Source organism: Glaciecola sp. 2405UD65-10 (assembly GCF_048820975.1).
Lineage (GTDB): Bacteria > Pseudomonadota > Gammaproteobacteria > Enterobacterales > Alteromonadaceae > Glaciecola.
This window is the reverse complement of the sequence record NZ_JBMEUF010000001.1, coordinates 190218-211287: the sequence shown is the minus strand read 5'-3', so window position 1 is coordinate 211287 and position 21070 is coordinate 190218. Positions and strand designations below refer to the sequence as shown.

22 protein-coding genes are annotated in these 21070 nt (G+C 41.3%); 11 read left to right on the top strand and 11 right to left on the bottom strand.

Annotated elements, in window-relative coordinates:
• The first annotated feature begins 81 nt into the window (after positions 1 to 81).
• The 5 genes from ACOI22_RS01020 to ACOI22_RS01000 all read left to right on the top strand — a co-directional run bounded on the left by ACOI22_RS01020 (position 82) and on the right by ACOI22_RS01000 (position 3769).
• Positions 82 to 546 carry a GNAT family N-acetyltransferase gene (locus tag ACOI22_RS01020; protein ID WP_420669308.1) on the top strand — a complete coding sequence of 155 codons (465 nt, stop codon included), beginning with the start codon at positions 82 to 84 and terminating at the stop codon, positions 544 to 546.
• Positions 547 to 627: 81 nt separating this feature from the next.
• Entirely contained in the window at positions 628 to 1533 is a 906-nt protein-coding gene (gene rimK / locus ACOI22_RS01015) for a 30S ribosomal protein S6--L-glutamate ligase (protein ID WP_420669306.1), read from the top strand.
• The gene (locus ACOI22_RS01010; RefSeq protein WP_420669304.1) at positions 1534 to 2559 is read left to right on the top strand and encodes a succinylglutamate desuccinylase/aspartoacylase family protein; all 1026 of its coding nucleotides are present in this window, start codon (positions 1534 to 1536) and stop codon (positions 2557 to 2559) included. It abuts the gene before it with no gap.
• Positions 2560 to 2569: 10 nt separating this feature from the next.
• Complete coding sequence (locus ACOI22_RS01005; RefSeq protein WP_420669302.1) at positions 2570 to 3004, top strand: ATP-dependent zinc protease; 435 nt, start codon at positions 2570 to 2572, stop codon at positions 3002 to 3004.
• 159 nt (positions 3005 to 3163) lie between these two features.
• The gene (locus ACOI22_RS01000) at positions 3164 to 3769 is read left to right on the top strand and encodes a Yip1 family protein (RefSeq protein WP_420669300.1); all 606 of its coding nucleotides are present in this window, start codon (positions 3164 to 3166) and stop codon (positions 3767 to 3769) included.
• 89 nt (positions 3770 to 3858) lie between these two features.
• Here the strand turns inward: ACOI22_RS01000 and purF are convergent, their stop codons facing one another.
• The 10 genes from purF to ACOI22_RS00950 all read right to left on the bottom strand — a co-directional run bounded on the left by purF (position 3859) and on the right by ACOI22_RS00950 (position 12826).
• Positions 3859 to 5376 (bottom strand): amidophosphoribosyltransferase, encoded by a 1518-nt coding sequence (purF, locus tag ACOI22_RS00995; RefSeq protein WP_420669298.1) that lies wholly within the window; start codon positions 5374 to 5376, stop codon positions 3859 to 3861.
• Positions 5377 to 5404: 28 nt separating this feature from the next.
• Complete coding sequence (locus ACOI22_RS00990; RefSeq protein ID WP_420669296.1) at positions 5405 to 5893, bottom strand: CvpA family protein; 489 nt, start codon at positions 5891 to 5893, stop codon at positions 5405 to 5407.
• Positions 5894 to 5965: 72 nt separating this feature from the next.
• Positions 5966 to 6598, bottom strand: coding sequence for an SPOR domain-containing protein (locus tag ACOI22_RS00985; RefSeq protein WP_420669295.1), 633 nt, complete (start codon positions 6596 to 6598; stop codon positions 5966 to 5968).
• 86 nt (positions 6599 to 6684) lie between these two features.
• Positions 6685 to 7941: a bifunctional tetrahydrofolate synthase/dihydrofolate synthase gene (gene folC / locus ACOI22_RS00980; RefSeq protein ID WP_420669293.1), complete on the bottom strand. Its 1257-nt coding sequence runs from the start codon at positions 7939 to 7941 to the stop codon at positions 6685 to 6687.
• A gap of 32 nt (positions 7942 to 7973) precedes the next feature.
• Positions 7974 to 8849: an acetyl-CoA carboxylase, carboxyltransferase subunit beta gene (accD, locus tag ACOI22_RS00975; protein WP_420669291.1), complete on the bottom strand. Its 876-nt coding sequence runs from the start codon at positions 8847 to 8849 to the stop codon at positions 7974 to 7976.
• A gap of 173 nt (positions 8850 to 9022) precedes the next feature.
• Positions 9023 to 9847 (bottom strand): tRNA pseudouridine(38-40) synthase TruA, encoded by an 825-nt coding sequence (gene truA, locus ACOI22_RS00970; protein WP_420669289.1) that lies wholly within the window; start codon positions 9845 to 9847, stop codon positions 9023 to 9025.
• Between the two features lie 4 nt (positions 9848 to 9851).
• The gene (gene rluB / locus ACOI22_RS00965; RefSeq protein ID WP_420669287.1) at positions 9852 to 10742 is read right to left on the bottom strand and encodes a 23S rRNA pseudouridine(2605) synthase RluB; all 891 of its coding nucleotides are present in this window, start codon (positions 10740 to 10742) and stop codon (positions 9852 to 9854) included.
• Positions 10742 to 11377 (bottom strand): SMC-Scp complex subunit ScpB, encoded by a 636-nt coding sequence (scpB, locus tag ACOI22_RS00960; RefSeq protein WP_420669285.1) that lies wholly within the window; start codon positions 11375 to 11377, stop codon positions 10742 to 10744. The genes rluB and scpB overlap by 1 nt, the downstream gene beginning before the upstream one ends.
• Entirely contained in the window at positions 11361 to 12197 is an 837-nt protein-coding gene (locus ACOI22_RS00955) for a segregation and condensation protein A (protein WP_420669283.1), read from the bottom strand. Before ACOI22_RS00955 ends, scpB begins: the two co-directional genes overlap by 17 nt.
• 8 nt (positions 12198 to 12205) lie before the next feature.
• Positions 12206 to 12826 carry an L-threonylcarbamoyladenylate synthase gene (locus tag ACOI22_RS00950; RefSeq protein WP_420669281.1) on the bottom strand — a complete coding sequence of 207 codons (621 nt, stop codon included), beginning with the start codon at positions 12824 to 12826 and terminating at the stop codon, positions 12206 to 12208.
• A gap of 311 nt (positions 12827 to 13137) precedes the next feature.
• Here ACOI22_RS00950 and ACOI22_RS00945 point away from each other — a divergent pair, with 311 nt between their 5' ends.
• Positions 13138 to 14118: a LysR family transcriptional regulator gene (locus tag ACOI22_RS00945; protein WP_420669279.1), complete on the top strand. Its 981-nt coding sequence runs from the start codon at positions 13138 to 13140 to the stop codon at positions 14116 to 14118.
• A gap of 21 nt (positions 14119 to 14139) precedes the next feature.
• The gene (locus ACOI22_RS00940; RefSeq protein WP_420669277.1) at positions 14140 to 15000 is read left to right on the top strand and encodes a DMT family transporter; all 861 of its coding nucleotides are present in this window, start codon (positions 14140 to 14142) and stop codon (positions 14998 to 15000) included.
• On the opposite strand, the gene ACOI22_RS00935 is transcribed toward ACOI22_RS00940, so the two are convergent.
• Complete coding sequence (locus ACOI22_RS00935) at positions 14997 to 15884, bottom strand: PHP domain-containing protein (RefSeq protein ID WP_420672286.1); 888 nt, start codon at positions 15882 to 15884, stop codon at positions 14997 to 14999. The genes ACOI22_RS00940 and ACOI22_RS00935 overlap by 4 nt on opposite strands.
• A gap of 470 nt (positions 15885 to 16354) precedes the next feature.
• Here ACOI22_RS00935 and ACOI22_RS00930 point away from each other — a divergent pair, with 470 nt between their 5' ends.
• From ACOI22_RS00930 to trpCF, 4 genes are read left to right on the top strand one after another with little or no spacing between them, the layout of a single operon-like run.
• On the top strand, positions 16355 to 17959 hold the full coding sequence (locus ACOI22_RS00930; RefSeq protein WP_420669275.1) for an anthranilate synthase component 1: 1605 nt from the start codon (positions 16355 to 16357) through the stop codon (positions 17957 to 17959).
• A gap of 1 nt (position 17960) precedes the next feature.
• The gene (locus ACOI22_RS00925; protein WP_420669273.1) at positions 17961 to 18596 is read left to right on the top strand and encodes an aminodeoxychorismate/anthranilate synthase component II; all 636 of its coding nucleotides are present in this window, start codon (positions 17961 to 17963) and stop codon (positions 18594 to 18596) included.
• Positions 18586 to 19614, top strand: a complete 1029-nt coding sequence (trpD, locus tag ACOI22_RS00920) for an anthranilate phosphoribosyltransferase (protein WP_420669271.1) — start codon at positions 18586 to 18588, stop codon at positions 19612 to 19614. The genes ACOI22_RS00925 and trpD overlap by 11 nt, the downstream gene beginning before the upstream one ends.
• Positions 19611 to 21047, top strand: a complete 1437-nt coding sequence (gene trpCF / locus ACOI22_RS00915) for a bifunctional indole-3-glycerol-phosphate synthase TrpC/phosphoribosylanthranilate isomerase TrpF (protein ID WP_420669269.1) — start codon at positions 19611 to 19613, stop codon at positions 21045 to 21047. Before trpD ends, trpCF begins: the two co-directional genes overlap by 4 nt.
• Positions 21048 to 21070: the final 23 nt, after the last annotated feature.

Below are 21070 nucleotides of genomic sequence, written 5' to 3'. Positions count from 1 at the left end.
AAATCATTAGGTAGTTTTATTTTTACCCTGTATAAGGTAGCCTAAGTTTTCGCTTATTTTTAAAAAAGTAGTCTCTTATTTATGCAAAACATTGTGTGGATTTGCAAACCATTTCAGCGCTTGAGCGTGAACGAACTATATGATGCTTTAAAGCTTCGTAGCGATGTATTCGTGGTTGAACAAACCTGTATTTATCCTGATTTAGACAATAAAGATTGTGTTGATAATGCCCATCATCTTTTGGCATACAAGGGCACTGATTTAGTGGCCTATGCTCGTTTATTACCGCCTAGCATTTCGTACGATAACGTGAGTTTTGGCCGAGTGGCTGTAGCTGAAAAATACAGGAGCTTAGGTTTAGGTCGTAGCTTGATGAAAGAGATATTAATTCACTGCGACGCACTATGGCCAAATCAAGATATTGATATTGGCGCACAAGAATACTTACGTGAGTTTTATACATCATTTGGCTTTGAAGTAATATCAAACATGTATCTAGAAGACGGCATTGAGCATATTGATATGCGCCTTCATCATAAACATTAGGCTGAGCAATACTACTTAGCTTTTACAAATTTAATATACTAAACACAAACGAACTCACGTTTATGTTTACTTGGAGTGACAATGAGAATTGCTATTTTATCAAGAAATCCCAAGCTTTATTCTACCCGGCGCTTAAAAGAAGCCGGAGAAGCCGCGGGTCATGAAATGCACATAATAGACACCATGCATTGCTATATGGATATTACTAGTAGCAAACCCAATGTGCGCTATAAAGGTAAAATGCTACCCACATTCGATGCTGTGATCCCTCGTATTGGGGCATCGGTTACATTTTACGGTACTTCTGTTGTTCGCCAATTTGAAATGATGGGCACATTTAGCATTAATGAGTCTGTGGCTATTAGCCGCTCTCGTGACAAGCTTCGTTCACTTCAATTGTTGTCACGTAAAGGCATTGGCATGCCAAGAACAGGCTTTGCCAACCATCCTGATAGAATCGATGATTTAATCAAAAACGTAGGTGGTGCGCCGGTAGTCATCAAATTACTAGAAGGCACACAAGGTATTGGTGTGGTACTTGCCGATACGAACAAGTCAGCTGAAGCCATCATTGAAGCATTTATGGGATTAAACGCTAGTATTTTGGTGCAGGAATATATTAAAGAAGCCGGTGGCGCTGATATACGTTGTTTAGTTGTTGGCGGTAAAGTAATTGCCGCCATGAAACGCCAGGCCGCCCCCGGAGAATTTAGGTCTAACCTTCACAGAGGTGGCAGTGCAAGCGTTGTGAGGCTTTCGCCGCAAGAGCGAAAAACCGCTGTAGACGCAGCCAAAACAATGGGCTTGAATATGTGCGGCGTTGATATATTGCGCTCAAATAACGGCCCTGTGGTAATGGAAGTTAATTCATCTCCAGGTTTAGAGGGTATTGAGCGAGCTACCGGCAAAGATGTGGGCGGACTAATTATTGATTATATTTCTAAAAATGCCTCGCCTAATAAAACCCGTACTCGTGGAAAAGGTTAAATGAAAAAAATTACGATTGGCAGCGAGGAAGTTTTACCCGGTGAAACTAAACGCATTCAACTGCCTATGCCTCCATTATATACTGATACTAATATGTCTATTCCCGTTCATGTGCAACGTGGTAAACGAGATGGGCCCACAATGTTTGTATCAGCCGCGATTCATGGTGATGAATTAAACGGTATTGAAATAGTAAAACGCTTGTTGAAAAGTCCTGCTATTAAAAACTTACGCGGTACGCTTATTGCGGTGCCTATGGTTAATGTATATGGCGTGCTTAGTCAAAGCCGCTACTTGCCCGATAGACGCGATTTAAATAGATGTTTTCCAGGCAGTAAAAAAGGCTCTTTAGCGGGGCGAATTGCGCATTTGTTTTTAAATGAAATTGTGTATCAATGTGATGTAGGAATTGATTTACATACCGGCGCGATTCATCGTAGTAACCTGCCCCAAGTGCGCGCTGATTTAGATGACGCAGAAACCTTAGAAATGGCCAAGGCATTTGGATTACCTGTATTGTTAAATGCCGAGTTACGTGAAGGCTCGTTGCGCCAAGCAGCCGGTGAGAAGAACGTTAAAGTAATTCTATATGAAGCAGGACAAGCGTTACGCTACGATGAGTTCTCTATTCGAGCAGGCGTTAAAGGCATTATTAATGTTATGCGCCATACAGGAATGTTAAATAAAACGAAGCAGAAGGGTCGAGAAACCAAAATGTTTGTTGCGCGACAAAGCGGTTGGGTGCGCGCAAATGAAAGTGGTTTTGTTGTGCACGTATCACAACTTGGCGACCATGTTGAAAAAGGCCAAGTTTTAGCCACTATTTCTGACCCTTTTGGCGATATATTAGATAAAGTTTTATCTCCTCAAGAAGGTGTTGTAATAGGTAAGCAAAATATTCCATTAGCGCAAGAAGGCGAGGCTTTGTATCACATAGCGTATTTTCGCAAACCTGATTCTGTAGCAGAGCACGTAGAGCAAGTTCAAGATGACTTAGTACCACGCGATGCCCCAATTGTTGATTGAGAAAACAAAGATGACTACAAATAATAAAATTACCTTAGGTGCACTAGAAAAGTGTGATTTGCCCGATTTAGGAATTTATAATTTAGCAATTAGAGTAGACACAGGCGCTGCTACATCATCATTGCATGTAGAGAATGTAGTGGAGTTTGAGAAAGATGACGCGCGTTACATCCACTTTGACATCCATCCTGATGTGTATGACGTTGAAAAAATAACGCGTCATACAGCCAAAGTAGAAGCAATGCGAAAAGTAAAAAGCTCAACCGCCACTCGTGAGAGGCGCTACCTCATAGAAACTACCTTCGCTATTGGCGAAAACGCTTGGCCAATTCACATCACATTGACCGATAGATCGGAAATGACTTACTTAATGTTATTAGGCAGAGAAGCGATGCAAGATAAAGTATTAGTAGATCCTAGTGAGGAGTTTTTATTTTCTTGTTAATCCTTTGTTAATAAACTATAGTCATGGTAAGTCAAATTTTAACCACTTTTGACTTACCTATGCGCACAAGTGCGTTGTCTTGGTAGTGGCTCTTTTTTTTGGTACGAGCTCATCCAAGCTTATCGATAGTTTATCAAAGTATTAACAGGAGCTACATCAGTGATATTAAACCATTTATGGGGTATTTATACCCATCCAAAAGAAGAGTGGAAAAGCATAGATACTAAGCATGAAAGTTACTTTTATGCGCTTAGCCACATTATGATTATTGCCCTTATCCCTTCAGGTATGGCCTACTACGCATCGGCGTATTTGGGTTGGGATATTGGCGCAGGATCTACCGCAGATACTATTCGCTTAACACAACAAAGTGCAATGGCTATGTCTGTTGCAATGTACGCAGGTTTAGTCGCAGGTGTTGTTGCGCTTGCTGTACTTATTCACGAGTTAGCACAAACATTTGACGCCACGCCTAATTATACTCAAAGTTTAGAGATTGCCGCATATACCGCGACTCCTTTATTTATGGCAGGTTTTGGCGCATTTTATCCACAACTGTGGTTTTTAATGTCGGTAGTGTTGTTGGGTTTATCATACTCAGTGTACTTACTGTATACCGGAGTGCCTATTATGCTGCACATTCCAGAAGAGAAAGGGTTTATATTTTCAAGTTCCGTCGTAACCTGCGGGTTGGTGTTAATGGTAATACTAATGGCGGGCTCGGTTATTTTATGGAGCATTGGCTTCGGCCCACAATATATGTAGTCTTAATGCCGCTCTAATGGCTACATCAAAATACAAAAAAGCCGAGACAACACCTTCTGTTTCTCGGCTTTTTTAATTTTAGTTAGTGCTTAGTTGCCCATATTATGCATTTCTAAATTACTGAGTTCAGCTTGAACTGTAGGGCTACCTTTAGCCGCTTCACCACGCGCTTTATCAATACTTTCAAGGTAATCTTGATCAACGTCTCCGGTTACATATATGCCATCAAATACCGAGGTTTCATAATTCGCTATTTCAGGATTTTCTTCTTTAACCGCATCGACTAAGTCTTGAATATCTTGGAAAATAAGGCCATCAGCCTTTATACATTCACAAATTTGTTCAATTTCTCTACCGTAGGCAATCAATTCAGTGGCCGATGGCATATCAATGCCATATACGTTCGGAAATCTAATTTCAGGGGCTGCGGAAGCAAAGTACACTTTATTTGCACCCGACTCTCTTGCCATTTCAATAATTTGTTCAGACGTAGTTCCTCGCACAATGGAGTCATCAACCAACAGTACGTTTTTACCTTTAAATTCTGAAGATATAGCATTAAGTTTACGGCGAACTGATTTACGACGCTGAGTTTGTCCCGGCATTATGAACGTACGTCCAATGTATCGGTTTTTAACAAAGCCTTGCCTATATGGCTTTTCTAAGGTGTTTGCAATTTGCAGCGCCACATCCATTGATGTTTCAGGAATAGGTATCACCACATCAATATCTAAATCAGACCATTCGCGCTTAATTTTTTCGCCTAACTTGCGCCCCATATTAACCCGTGAAGCGTAAACTGAAATACCATCAATAAATGAATCAGGGCGAGCAAAATAAACAAATTCAAATATACAGGGGCTAAACTTAAATATAGGAGAACACTGTTTGGTGAATAACTCCCCTTGTTCGCTCACGTAAATCCCCTCACCCGGCGCTACGTCACGCACAAAGGTAAAGCCAACCGCATCTAAGGCTACGCTTTCAGAAGCCACCATGTACTCGTCACCATGCACGGTGCTGCGTTTACCTAGTACAAGAGGACGAATACCATTAGGATCACGAAATGCTACCATGCCATAGCCAATAATGGCGGCAACTACAGCATAAGCGCCCTTAATTTTAGAGTGAGCCGTTTCTACCGCTTTAAATATATCGTCAGGGGTAACATCTAAATTGCTGGTTTGTGATAAGGCATGCGCAAATATATTAAGCAGTAATTCTGAATCTGATGTCGTATTTATGTGCCTGCGCGCAATACGGAAAACTTCGTCTTGTAACTCATGAGCATTGGTTAAGTTACCGTTATGCGCAAAGGCTATACCAAAAGGTGAATTCACGTAAAATGGCTGCGCTTCTGCAGAGCTAGATGAACCCGCAGTTGGATACCGGCAATGACCAATCCCAACATTTCCTTTTAAACGCTTCATATGACGTGTGTGAAACACATCTCGAACCAAGCCGTTCGCTTTGCGCAAGTGAAACATACTGTCTTCAATTGTCATAATACCCGCAGCATCTTGCCCTCTATGTTGCAATACAATAAGTGCATCATAAAGTGCCTGATTAACTTGTTCTCTGCCTACTATTCCTACTATGCCACACATAATTATGCCTTATGTTAACCTGAACGATTTATTGCCCGCTTAAAAAGCTGGACTTGTCTTTCATAAATTCAAAAAACCACTCTATGATAATGCCAAACTCGGGCACTAACAGGGAAGATTGCCACCACGGCGCGCTTGCGAAGGTGGTAAAAGTATCAAGAAAAAATAGCAGAGCGCTTACAATTAGCACACCGCGAAGCGCACCAAAAACTGCGCCTAAGGCTCTATCGGTGCCACTTAAACCCGTTGCTATTACTAGCTGGGAAATAATATAGTTAAACAATGCACCTACAATAAGGGTTCCAACAAACAAAATGCCAATTGCTGAAGCATCACGAACCATGGGTTCATCAATTTGTGTTAAGTATTGTGCAAGTTGCGGGTAAAACGTGCGAGAAATTAAAAAGGCGGCAACCCAAATAACCAAAGAGATGGCTTCTTTTACGAAACCGCGAACCAAGCTGATTACAGCTGATATCGCAATAATGCCGATGATGGTAAAATCAAACCAATTCATAGAAAGTGCCTGGCTCCATAAAGTGCGTTAAATGAGGTCCGTCAAAACAGGCGCGAAGTTTAGCAAAATAAACTAATTTGCGCTAACCTCAAATGCAGTAATTTTACCTTTTAATTTAGTAATTTCTCGTAAATGGGGTAAGGCTAATTCTAAGGTTTCTTTGTCAAGTTCAGGTCCAACAAACACTTTAGTCAATTCACCTACGCTTGTCATCACAGGTCGGCTATATGCTCGGTAGCCTGCGTCATTCAATGTTTTTAAGAGTTCTTTTACGTTTTTTTCATGACGAAAACTACCAAGCTGAACTACCCATCCTGCTTCTTTAATATCTAAAGTAGAAAGGGGCTCTGTTTGCTGGGCTTGATTGTCACTAGTATCACTGGCGGCAGTTTCACTACTTTGCGTGTTATTTGCTTGAGTAACAAGCTCTTCACTGTTGGGAGAATCTGCGCTAGCCTCTTCAAACACTTCATCAACAGCAGTGTCATTCGTAATATCCACCGGCATTTCAAGCTGCTCATTGAGTTTTTCAGTGTCAAAAGGCTCAACAGAATTCACTTCTACCACCTGCCCAACGGCCGGGATATCAACAAATTCTTGCTTATTGATTCGCTTTTCACCGTCAATGAATTCGGGTAAAACAATCACCACCAATGCCACAACAATTATGGTGCCTACGAGTCGATTTTGTAAGGTACTGCTCATGTAACAGTTCATCCTAAGGGCAAATAGTTATATTTACTTACCATTGCTTGTTAAATTAATTAAAACCTAAAACACCATACTAATACTTAGGGTAAGGCTTTCATGCACTCTTGAGCTACAATAAAAGAGCCCACTACCAAAATCAAGTCGTTAACTGTGGCCGTTTCTAAGGCCGCATTTAACGCGTCCTGCACACTCAAATGGCAAACACACTGCTCATTCAAAGGGCTTAAATATTGAGCAAACCTAGCGGCTTTTTCTCCGCGTTCGGTAGGTAAATCAGTACAATGCCATGTTTCAACATTTAACTGTCGAAACACGCCCAATGTTGCCTCAATGTTTTTATCGCTAAGCATACCAACAACAATATGACAGCGCGAAAAATGCATCTGCTGCAATTTTTTGACCACTAATTCTGCTGCCGCTTCATTATGAGCAACATCCAAAATAATATACGGATTTTCTGACAATATTTGCATACGTCCAGGCATGCTAACGGTGTTTATAAGAGATTGCATTTCACTTTCATTTAATAAGATTGGCTCTGGCTTATTAAAATATTGCGCAATACAACTTATTGCACTTATGGCTGTCATTACATTTGGATGCGGAATGTGCGCGTCAGAAATATCAAATGCTAGCCTTTTTTGTTCTGTTATTTGTAGGCTTGTATCATCAAAGTCGATGGTTCTATATCGCACATTTACTTGATGTTGCTGAATAACCTTCAACACGCTCTCATGAACAGGTGCATAGCCAATTATAAGCTCTTGATGAGGTTTGATAATCCCTGCTTTTTCGCGCGCAATGTCATTTGTTGTATTGCCCAAATACGATTGATGATCCAAGCCAATACTTGTAATAACGCCAATATTAGCATCTACAATATTAGTGGCGTCAAGGCGCCCGCCTAGTCCCACTTCTATTACAATTACATCTAGTTTTGCTTGTGCAAAGGAGTAAAACGCAGCCAAGGTTGCATATTCAAAGTAGGTTAAAGATATATCTTGTTTGGCTTTTTCAATTGCCATGAACGCTGAACAAATTGATTCATCTGGCAGGTCTTGACCATTTATTCGAATGCGTTCGTTAAACGCTGTAATATGCGGCGAAGAATAAACACCAACCGACAAACCTGCTTTCAAGCAAGCTTGCTCTATAAAGCGGCAAGTGCTTCCCTTGCCGTTAGTACCCGCAACAGTGACCACACAAACCTTTGAAAAATCAATAGCTAATTCATTAAAAACGCGATTGATTCTTCCAAGGCCCATATCAATACTTTGGTGGTGCGTATTTTCAATATACGCTAACCACTGTGGTAACGACGCTTGGTCATTTAACATGCAATGTGAAGCCTTGTAATACTCGCAAGCACTTATTCTGCTATTGGCAGAGGGCTTGGGCTTGATTTCGCATGATGCAATTTGCTCAATACACTGTGCATTTTGTCACGCATTTGGCGCCTATCAACAATCATGTCAATGGCTCCTTTTTCCAACAAAAACTCACTGCGCTGAAATCCTTCTGGCAGTTTTTCACGCACGGTTTGCTCAATTACGCGTGGGCCAGCAAAACCAATTAAAGCCTTAGGCTCAGCAACATTAACATCACCTAACATAGCCAAACTTGCAGATACACCGCCCATAGTTGGGTCAGTTAGTACTGAAATATATGGCAATCCTTGCTTGCTTAATTTAGCTAAAGCAGCACTGGTTTTTGCCATTTGCATAAGAGATATTAAGGCTTCTTGCATACGGGCGCCGCCACTGCTTGAAAAACATATAAATGGGCAATTGTTTTCAAGGGCTGCATTTACGCCAGCTACAAACTTTGCGCCAACCACAGAGGCCATAGAACCGCCTAAAAATGCAAATTCAAAACTAGCCACTACCACCGGCATACCGTTTAAAGAGCCTTGCATAACAATAAGTGCATCTTTTTCGTTAGTCGCCTTTTGCGCCGCATTGATGCGATCTTTGTAACGTTTTGAGTCTTTAAATTTTAAGATGTCTTGTGGTTCAAGGTCACTCGCTAACTCTTTGCGGTCAGTTGCGTCTAAAAAAGCATTAATTCTTGAACGCGCGGTGATGCGCATATGGTGATCACATTTCGGACAAACCTCTAGTTGCTTTTCCAATTCGGTTTTGTAAAGCACAGCATTGCATGATGCACATTTAGTCCAGATCCCTTCCGGTACGTTACTTTTCGCACCCGATTGTGTTTTTGGCAGTATCTTTTCAATCCAACTCATGAAACGTTCCTGTTGTTATCATTCTTTTACGAATACTAAAGTGAGTATAACGTATTTATACGGAAATTAATCGCGGAATTAAACCACATTTACGCTCGCGACTAAACGTTTAAGTGGTCTAAGGTGTTACGCTTGCTAACTTCAGTATCTTGTTTACTTTCAAGCTTTTGCTACTAATTAATTTCATCGGGCAAAAACATAGGCCCTATTTGAGTAGTGGGTAAATTAAATTTTTCGGGATAGTCCACTTTAACCAAATATAAGCCATGCGGCTTTGCTGTGGGCGCCGCTTTGGTGCGATCTTTTAAAGCCAACAAAGTGGCTAACCAATCTACAGGCTGTTCTTTTGTACCAATGCGAAGTAACGATCCCACAATATTGCGTACCATATGATGTAAGAAGGCATTGGCCTTAATATCAACAATAATGTAGTGACCTAAGCGGTAAATATCTACTGAATGTACATTGCGCGAAGATGTATGGCTTTGGCAGTGGGCAGCACGAAACGAGGTGAAATCATGCTCACCCACCAAATATTGTGCCGCTTCATGCATTAACTTTTCATCTAATAATTCATAAGCATGGGTAACGCCATTGCCGAATACGCCTGAGCGTAATGGGTAGTTGTAAATAATGTAGCGATAACGCCTTGCAGTAGCAGAATAACGAGCGTGGAAATCTTGCGGGACACTTCTGCACCAAGTAACGGCTATGTCACCGGGTAATATAGTGTTGGTACCGCGGGTAAATGCTTTTACTGGACGCGCCACTGGATTGTCAAAATGCACTAATTGCGCAGTAGCATGAACACCGGCATCGGTTCTGCCCGCGCAAGTAATATGAACAGGCTCAAGCAAAATTTTATGTAAGGCATCTTCAACTCGTTTTTGCACCGAATCGGCGGTAGCTTGGCGCTGCCACCCTCTATATTGCGTACCCGTGTATTCAATACCTAAGGCTACACGCTGCCCAGCTTCAATAATATCTGAATCGTTCATACTGCTATCTAGTTTGGTTTCTGCGCTGACGCTGACCAGACACCTTATTTAACTTATGTTTTCTTACACTTCTGCGCATTCGGCTTAATTTGGTATGATCAAGCTTTTCAGGCAAGTGTATTTTAGTCTCGGTTTCTTCTGGTAATTGCACCATTTTCCGTAAAGCATTTACTTTCTCAATATCAAGCTCAACCCATGCGCCCTGTGGTAAACGCTTAAACAATTCTAAGTTTCCGTAACGTACGCGAATCAATCGGCTAACTTGCACACCTTGTGATTCCCACAAACGGCGAACTTCTCGGTTACGTCCTTCTGACAAGGTTACGTTAAACCAGTGATTTAAGCTTTCAGGGTCACCCGGCCTTACGTGTATGTGATTAAATTTAGCCATACCATCTTCTAACTTAACGCCTTGGCTTAAGTCTCGAAGCATTTTCGGTGTGACCTCACCGTATACGCGCACCGCATATTCACGCTCAACTTCGTGGCTAGGGTGCATTAGCCTATTGGCAAGTTCGCCGTCATTGGTAAATAACAATAAACCGCTGGTGTTAATATCTAGTCGGCCTACGGTAATCCAACGCTCACCTTCTAATTTAGGTAAACGCTCGAATACTGTAGGGCGCCCTTCTGGGTCGACTCTTGCACATAACTCACCCTCAGGCTTGTTGTACATCAGCACTCTGCAAGGCGACTTTTCTTTTGCTCGTGCAATATCATGCCCATCAACTGCAATTTTGTCGTGGGTTAATACTCTATCGCCTAAGGTGGCAAGCTTGCCATTAACCTTAACTCGTCCGTCTTCTATCCATCTTTCCATTTCTCGGCGTGAGCCTAAGCCATTATTGGCTAGCACTTTTTGTAGCTTCTCAGATACAGGTGTTTTTGCTGTCATTAGTGTATATTTGCCTTATTAGCAGGCAATAAATCGCCTTGGGTTTGGTCTAATTCAAGTGTTACCTCGGGCGAATTAGTCGCGTCTAGTGCCGCTTCTATATTTGCCGCAAATTCTTCTGCAGAGGGTAATTCACTTAGTGATGTTAATGAAAAATAATCTAAAAAAGTAGCGGTGGTCGCAAATAATGCTGGCCGCCCTGGCACTTCTTTGTTGCCAACTACCTTTATCCAGTTTCGTTCACTTAAAGAACGTATAATATTACTGCTTACTGCTACGCCTCGCACTTCTTCTATTTCGCCGCGCGTAATGGGCTGCTTGTATGCTATTAATGCCAATGTTTCAAGCATTGCTCTTGAATATTTAGGTACCGTTTCCTGCCAAAGCTTGCTCAGTATCTGGCCTAAACCCGAAACTGATTGAAATCGATAACCTGAAGCAACTTTCACTAAATTTATGCCGCGGGGAGCATAATCTAATTCAATTTCTTTGAGCGCTTTATTTAGTTGGCGAACTGACACAGCTAATTCGGCGAGTATGGTATTGCGCATGCGTTCAACACTTAAGGGTTTCTCGCTCACAAAAATAGCCGCTTCTATCAATTGTTTTAGTTGCTGGTCAGATATCTTGCTCATATTCCCCTAGTTTAACATGAAGATTAGCAAAAGGTTCCCCTTGTTCTAGTACTATTAAGGATTCTTTCACTAATTCTAAGATGGCAATAAATGTCACCACTACACCGGCCTTCCCTTCGTTAGCGACTAACAATTTATTAAGTGGCGTATAACTCTGATTATTAAGGGTTTGTAAAATGTAACTCATCCGTTCACGGGTCGACAAAACTTCTTTATCTATATGGTGATTTTCAAATGCATCTGCGCGCTGCATAACTTGGTAAAACGCAACAACAAGCTCTTGTAAATGAACCTGCGGCAAATGCTTTATAGCTTGCACATTACTGCTGGTATCGGCTGAACCCACGTGAGTATCACGTCTTAACCTAGGCGCAGCATCAAGCCGTTCTGCCGCTTTCTTTATTTGCTCATATTCTTTTAAACGCCGAATTAACTCTGCTCTTGGGTCTTCTTCGTCTTCATCATTGCTATTATGTTTGGGTAACAACAAACGAGATTTTATTTCAGCAAGCATTGCAGCCATTAATAAATATTCTCCCGCCAACTCTAGCTTTACATCCGTCATTACATCAACATATTCCATGTACTGCTGAGTCACCTTTAATACAGGTAACTCTACAATATCGAATTTTTGTTTGCGAATTAAGTAGAGTAGTAAATCAAGTGGCCCTTCAAAGGTTTCAAGAATGACCTCTAGGGCGTCAGGAGGAATGTATAAGTCTTCAGGTTTGCTTATGAGCGCCTCGCCGTTAACGAAGGCTAAAGCCAAAGGTTGCTGTTGCGTAATCTCAGCTTTTTCGTCTTGGGGTTTTTCGCTCATTTTTCACCCTATTCAAAGGGGCTAGGATCGCCGCTGCCGTAGCGAATAATAGTAGATTCGCCTTCTGACATATCAATAACAGTAGTGGCTTGCTCACCCAAATAACCGCCATGAATAATCAAACCAAGTCGCTTTTCTAACTTATCTCTAATTTCATCAGGATCGCTTTCAGCCCCTTCTGCGTTTGGCAGTATTAAGGTGGTTGACATAAGCGGCTCACCCAGCTCTTCTAATATGGCCAAAGCAATGGCGTTATCAGGCACACGAATACCAATGGTTTTCCGTTTAGGATTCTGTAAACGCTTGGGGACTTCTTTAGTGGCTTTAAGAATAAATGTGTAAGGGCCTGGCGTGTTGTTTTTAATTTGCCTAAAGGCGGTGTTATCTACTCTTGCGTAAATCGAGAGTTCAGACATATCGCGGCACATTAAGGTAAAATTATGGTTTTTAGGGATGTCTCTTATTTGACAAATTTGCTCAAGCGCGTTCTTATTTTCCATTTGGCAACCAATGGCATAGCCCGAATCGGTTGGATACACAACTACTTCCCCTTGCTTAATTAACTCGCATGTTTGCTTAATCAATCTTGCTTGAGGGTTATCAGGGTGAATATAAAAAAACTGACTCATGGTGTTCGCTTCTAATTTTATAAAGCGTTTTAAACGCTAGAACAATGCTTAATGTAAAGTATATCAAACATTTATTCCCCTTGCTCTATATAAAAAGCCCTGAACGATTTCGGTGTACACGATTAATTGAATATAGCTTGTTCGAAATATTCAGGGCAAGTAGGGAAACAAATAAATGGTTTGTATACAAATGTTGGAATAATACAGTCTAAGCATAGACAAAAAATAAATATAATTATATAAACGCATGCAACACATATCTTTATATGATGTATTATTGATTATGTATGCAACTAAAAGTGAGCTAACGAATGCGTCCACAAGAACTCAATTTAATTATTATTTTCGATGCCATAATGACCGAAGGCAGTATTAGCCGAGCGGCGAACCGCCTTTCTATGACCCAACCTGCGGTATCAAATGCCGTAAGTCGAATGCGATCGGCATGGAAAGATGATTTATTCGTAAAAGATGGGCGCAATATAAAACCCACATTAAAAGCCATAAATATGTGGGAGCAAATTAAACAACCCATTAATGAGCTTTCATCGGTTATCAAACCAAATGATTTTGATCCCGCTACATCTACTCGAACGTTTAGAATTGCGGCGGCTGACATAGTGGTGCAAATGATGATGCTAGGTTTGCGCCAAGAAATCGAAAAAAATGCACCTGGTATTAATGTACATATGATGCCCTACACCATAGTCAATACTGGGCAAGTGTTAGACGACGCATCAGTTGACTTAGTAATAGGCTCAGGTGATCCGCAAACCGGCAATGTGCGCAGCCAGCACTTATTCCACCCTCATTTTATTTGCGCAATGCGCCCTGGTCATCCTTTAGCGAAAAGTAAACTTACCCTTGATGAGTTCGCAAAAGCCGAACACTTACTTGTTTCGCTATCAGGCGATGTAGTAGGTGTTACTGACGAGGTACTTGCACAAAATGGCTTGTCACGCCGAATTGCTATGTCGGTTAATCAATTTAGTATGGTGACGCCACTGTTGGCAAATAGTGACTTAATTTGCGTTGTGCCGTTATCGGCCATTTCAAACGGCTTAATTAACGGCGACATTACCGGTACCTTACCCCCCTTAGATTTATCACCGCCCGACGCCACCATATATTGGCACTTACGCCAAGATAAAGACCTTGGCGTAATATGGTTACGCCAATTAGTTCACCGAATTATTAAAGAGGCTGAAGCAAAGATGATTACTGAATCTATGCCTAAACTATGTGGCAGTAACAAAGAGTTGTGTGCAAAATTAACCCAATCTGTTGGTTAACTATTTTACTAGGGAATTTTTATGCTATTTGGCGTTGTTTGCATTTTGTTGTGGGGGCTTATTCCTGTTGTTTCTGTGTTGGGAATGAAAGGCTTAGATCAGTACCAATTTTTATTTTTATCAAGCCTTGTTTCCTTCGTTACATTAGGCTCACTAACGCTAATGCAAAAGCAAGGAAGAAAATTAAAATCTCAATCAATAATATTTTGGCTGCAAGCCATTATTCTAGGCTTATTAGGCACATTTTTTTACTACTTTTGTTTGTATCAAGGCTATAAGTTAGGAGCAAACATTGAAGTTTTGTCTGTTCAGTATACATGGCCAGCCTGGATCATCGTTTTTGCTTTGTTAATCAGCAAAACAAGGTTTAAGTGGCATCATGGAATAGTTATAGTTTCTGGTATTGCCAGTGTGTTGCTAGTGATTAGTAAGGGAAACATTAAGGCCTTAGTTGTGCCTGACTTAGCCGTGCTTCTATGGGTATTGCTTGGCGCAGCTGGTTTTGCTCTGTTTTCAGTATTGTCAAAAACCGTTAAAATGGCTCCGTTACCACTTAACACAGTATTTTTTGGTGTCGCATCTGTTGCATCATTTATGTTAATGCAAAGTAAGTCGCATTTTGCACTACCGGCTTCTGACAATATTGCCGCCGTGCTAGCAAATGGTATTTTAGTCAACGGGGTGTCTTACTATTTTTGGCTTGCCGCGTTGCGTAAAACTAAAGCAGAGTATTTATCTTTGCTTACCTTTCTAACTCCCTTAGTGTCAGTAATATACTTGGTTTTGTTATTTAATGAACCCTTCTACCCGGCCTATTCCTTCGCATTTGCTATGGTAGTTATAAGCGGCGTAATATCAGTAATAGCGGGTAAAAAAACTTAGCTTCCTTGCGGCGTCTTTTCTTGAATAATTGGGTTACGTTCAAAACACTCCCAAATAGGCCGCAAGTTAGCAGGTATATGCAAACGGCGCCCTAATTCTGTCCAGCGCGAAGGGCCATGAAAATCTGAGCCTGATGAACCTAGTAAATTAGCTTCAATGGCAATATCAACCATAAGTTCATGCTTAGCTTTTGCTAAATTAGGATGCTGCACTTCCATCGCATCGCCACCAGCTTGCGCAAATTCATTGGCTAGCTTACGTAGCCATTTGGTGGTCATATCGTAATGAAAAGGATGAGCAATGACCGCTTTTCCACCCGCCTCATGAATCCATTTAATCGCGTTTGGAATATCAATCCAGTCAGGTACTACATAGGCTTTTTTCTTAGCCCCAAGGTAACGAGTAAACGCTTGCTGAAAGTTTGCACATAACTCGCGCTCAACTAACACTTGGGCAATATGTGCCCGGCTAATGCAGGCCTTATTTCCTTCATGGCTCACTACGTGTTTTATAGCGTCTTCATAAACATTATGAATCCCAATTTTGGCAAGCTTCGCTGCTATTTTAAGCGCGCGTTCACTACGTTTTTCTATTTGACTGGCCAAACGCTCTTTTAAGCGAATATCGGTATGGTCTAGATCCAATCCCAATATATGAATTTCAAAGCCGTGCCAACGAGTGGATATTTCAGTGCCGCTCACGATTGAAACTTTGGGCTTCTTTTGTTGCTTAACAAAATCTAATGCAGGGGCAATAGCATCCACGCAGTCATGATCAGTAATGGCTAAATAATCAACCTGCATCTGTTCTGCACGCATCAATAATTCTGGCACACTTAACTTACCATCAGAAAAATGCGTATGGCTATGTAAATCTATTTTCAACAAGTGACATACCTTAGTCGATTTTATTATGTGAATTTTGCCGCAAATAACATTTCAAGGTTGACTTTAGACCCGTTTTGGTTTCTTCTATAGGCCTTAGTGCAAGACTAACTTTTCCGATTACGGCTTAATAAAAAATGTTGCTTGCAAAGTGATCTTTCAATACTGATTGACACAATAAGTCTGTAACAAGAGTGTAGCACAAATTACATTCGCTAAAACGTTATGACTTTGAACCAGTATAAACGTCACGCTCACTAATTAAATTATGAAACAATACGAGTACACGATGCAAAACACATTATCACAACTAAACATTACTTGGTGGTGGCACGACCAGACTTAGGGCTCAGGTTGTATGTGCATGCACGCGTATCCAAGGCCCAATTAGGGCCTTTTTTATTGCTTCAATTTAGGAAATGGCCCAACAAGCATTCAACGAATAAAAATAGATTAAAAGGAACACAAACATGAACTTGTCGGACTTAGGCACTGAACCGGGAACGGTAGAAAGCATTCTTATTGATGCCCCTTACTGTGCCAATCCTTTAAGCGCTTATCAAGCCCTAGCCAGCCAGCATTCAGTGTTATTGGAATCAGCTGAAATCAACAGTAAAGACAATTTAAAAAGTTTACTATTAATTGATGCTGCGCTTCGTATCCAATGTGACAAACACGAAGTAAACGTAAGTGCATTAAGCCCTAATGGCGAAGACGTATTGCCCTTTCTTTGCCAACAATTACCGCAACAGCTGGTATCCCAAACCGCTAAAAGCGCGGTATTTCGCTTCAGCCCAGCAAATAATTCCTTAGATGAAGATTCTAGACTAAAAGAAATGAGTGTGTTTGATGTACTTAGAGTGCTAAAAAATAGCTTAAAAGTATTGCGCGACCACCCTCATTCGGTATTTTTAGGCGGGGTGTTTGCATATGACTTAATCGCCAGTTTTGAAGAGTTACCTGATGTACCGGATTCTTTAAATAGCTGCCCTGACTATGTGTTTTATTTAGCCGAAACCTTAGTGTTAGTTGATCACCAACAAAAAAGCACGCAAGTCATTGGCAGTGTATTTAGTGGCCCCAATGTGGCAAATGCTTATTTTTCTGTACACAAGCGCCTTGAAAAAATTCGCCATGATTTAAGCCACTTAAGCTACGTTGAAGATGCACTTTTACCAATAAGCCATGCGCCAAGCGTAAGTGTTAACAAAGATGACGCGAGCTATTGTGAAGATGTATTAAGGCTGAAAGAAAATATTCTTGATGGGGATATTTTTCAAGTGGTCCCTTCGCGTATTTTCTCAATAGAGTGCCCTTGCTCTATTACCGCGTATCAGCAGTTGAAATTAACTAACCCCTCACCTTATATGTTTTATATGCAAGATCATGACTTCACTATTTTTGGCGCTTCACCTGAGTCGGCAGTAAAGTACGAATCTTATAACAATACCTTAGAGGTGTATCCCATTGCCGGTACGCGTCCTCGCGGCAAACGTGCTGATGGCAGTATTGACTTAGATTTAGATAGCCGCTTAGAACTTGACTTACAACAAGATCAAAAAGAAAAGTCTGAACATATTATGCTGGTTGATTTAGCCCGAAATGACGTGGCAAGAGTGAGCAAACCTGGCACCCGCCACGTGAAAGATTTACTTAAAGTTGACCGCTATTCACATGTGATGCACTTAGTATCTCGCGTAGCGGGTGAATTGCGCGAAGATTTAGACGCACTGCATGCTTACCAAGGTTGCATGAATATGGGGACCTTGGTGGGCGCTCCTAAAATAAGCGCAGCATCGCTCATTCGCCAAACTGAAAAAGAAAGAAGAGGCAGTTACGGCGGCGCTGTTGGTTATTTAAATGGCCACGGCGATTTTGACACCTGTATTGTTATTCGATCTGCTTTTGTAAAAAACAATGTGGCGCATGTGCAAGCAGGCGCAGGCGTTGTAAATGACTCTGTCCCGCAATCTGAAGCTGATGAAACGCGCGTAAAAGCTCAAGCGGTAATAGCCGCGGTACAGCGCAGCCATAGCTCTCCTTTGATAGCCAATACGAATTCAGGAGAACAATAAGATGATTGATGCAAAAAATATGTTCGTTGTGCTTATTGATAACCAAGACTCTTTTACCTACAACCTTGTAGATGAGTTACGCGTGCTAGGCGTAACGCTCACGGTATACAGAAACACCATAGATACTCAGCAAGTTATGACAAAACTAGCGGAATATAATGAAAAAGGGCAGGCATTATTAATGTTATCTCCCGGCCCTGGTGCACCAAGCGACGCCGGTAACATGCCAAACATTATTGCAGAAGTAAAAGGACGTTATCCAGTGTTGGGTATTTGCTTAGGTCATCAAGCAATTGTGGAGAGCTATCACGGAACAGTGAGCCGCGCACCCTATGTAATGCACGGGAAATCATCACTTATGCGCCATTATTTTGCCCCAGTGTTTAGTGAACTACCCTCACCTATGTCAATTGCACGCTATCACTCTTTAGTAGCCACCAATGTACCCGAATGTTTGCAGGTAGTTGCTGATATTGACGGTTTACCTATGGCTATCGTACATCAAGATGATAAAATGCTGGGCTTCCAATTTCATCCCGAATCAGTATTAACTTGCCAAGGAAGCCAATTGTTATTCCAAGCCATGCAGTTTTTAGTCTCAAGCCTTAGTGAAACAGGACATGTTCATGCAAACTGATTTTTACCCCTTATTAGAAACACTTTATAAAGGCGAAAGTTTAAGCCAAGAACAAAGCCAGATATTGTTTACTCAAGTATTAAATGGTGAGCTTGACAGCATTAATTTAAGCGCCCTGCTAATTGCTTTAAAAATGAAAGGCGAAAGCAGCGATGAAATTGCTGGTGCCGCTGAAGCCATGCGAAATGCAGCTTTACGTTTTCCTCGCCCAAGTTACGCATTTTCCGATTTAGTAGGTACAGGTGGTGACGGCCACAACACCATAAATATCTCAAGCGCAGCTTCAATTGTAGCGGCAAGTTGCGGTATTAAAGTTGCCAAACATGGCAATAGAAGCGTATCAAGTAAATCAGGCTCAAGTGATTTGTTTGCGGGCTTTGGAATGAAGCTTGATATGTCACCTGAAGTAGCACGAGCTTGTTTAGATAAAGCCAATTTCTGTTTTTTAGCGGCGCCAAGCTACCATACAGGAATGAAACACGTGATGCCGGTTAGAACCGTACTAAAAACACGTACTTTGTTTAATGTACTTGGGCCATTAGCAAATCCGGCACAACCTACCCATGGAATTTATGGTGTATATACGCCTGAATTGCTAGCGCCCTACGCGCAAACTTTGCTTAATTTAGGGCATAATAAGGCCTTAGTAGTGCATGGCTCTGGTTTAGATGAAATAGCCCTACACGGGGATACACAAGCCATTTTGGTAAATGATGGCAAGCTAAGCTCAATGGTAATTTCACCTAGTGATTTTGGTATTGAACCACAGCCCTTAGCCGCAATTAAAGGCGATACGCCTGAATTTAACGTAGCGGCCATTGAAAAGGTGTTAAGCGGCAAAGGCGAACTAGCGCATACTCATGCTATTGCAATGAATGCTGCGGCACTTATGTGGTTGCACAAGCCCGAACTTAGCTTAAAAGATTGTTTTAAAGAAGTGATGCAAAGTATTAATAGCGCCTTACCTATTGCTACTATTCGCTTAGCAGCAAAAATCAGCCAAGGAGAAAGCGTGTGAGCGCAGCAGTAAATACCCCTAATGTTTTACAGCGAATTGTTGCTGATAAACGTGTTGAAATTGACGCAAAAAAACTAAGTTTTCCAGCAGAAAACTTTATTGATGAATTACAAGAAAGTAATAATTCATTTTATGACGCACTTGCAGCGAGCGGCACCAGTTACATATTCGAATGTAAAAAAGCGTCCCCTTCTAAAGGGCTCATTCGTGAGCATTTTGATTTAGATGAAATTACCGATGCTTACATGAAAGAAGCCGCATGCTTTTCGGTATTAACCGATGAAAAATACTTTCAAGGAAAATTTGAGTATTTACAGTTTGTTAGTCAAAAAGTGCAGCAACCCGCGTTGAATAAAGACTTTTTTATTGATGAATACCAAATACACTTAGCCCGTTATTTAGGCGCTAATGCCGTGTTACTTATGTTGTCTGTATTGTCAGATGAAGAATACAAAGCATTAGCAGCGCTTACTCATTACTACAAAATGGACGTGTTAACTGAAGTCAGCAATGAAGAAGAAACTGAGCGCGCACTAGCACTAGGTGCACGTATTATTGGCATCAATAATCGCAACTTGCGTGACCTTTCTACCGATTTAGCCATGACAGAAAAGCTAGCCCCCATGATAAGAACTGACGCGCGTTTCAATGGTGTAATTATTTCAGAATCTGGCATATATCATCATAGTGATATTCAGCGATTATCACCTTTAGTTGATGGTTTTTTAGTAGGAAGTGCCCTAATGGCGCAAAGTGACTTAGACCAAGCCATTAAACAATTAGTGTATGGCCCTATTAAAGTTTGCGGTGTAACAAGTGTTGAGCAAGCCGCCATGATTTCCAGCTTTCCAGTGACTTACATGGGCTTAATATTCGCCGCTAAATCAAAACGCTTTGTTAGCCTTGAAGCCGCTTTAGACATCACCCGACAAGTTAAAGGTGATTACGTTGGTGTATTTCTAGACGCGCCAATTGAGCAGGTCATTGAGTATGTAAACAAGCTTTCGCTAAGTTGCGTACAATTGCATGGCAATGAAACCCAAGAATACCTTAGCCAGTTGCACTCATCATTACCCTTGCATTGCCAAATTTTTAAAGTGATTGCCGTAGATGTTGATGATGCAGCCAGCGTGCATAGCGCGGTGGCCTCATGGCAAAACTTATTAGATAGCTCGCTTATTTCAAAAATTTTATTAGATTGTAAAGTTGGCGATCAATTAGGCGGAACTGGCCAATCCTTTGATTGGCAAGTAATTGAGCAATTACCTAATAAACACCAAATTGCCCTTGCCGGTGGCTTGAATATAAAAAACATTACGCAAGCCAGTGAATTTAATCTTAGTTTATTAGATGTAAATTCAGGGGTAGAAACGCAAAGCGGACAAAAGTCAGAGGCGCTGCTGAGTGAACTGTTTATCAAACTTCGCGCTTAACACACACATTCAAAGAGACAACT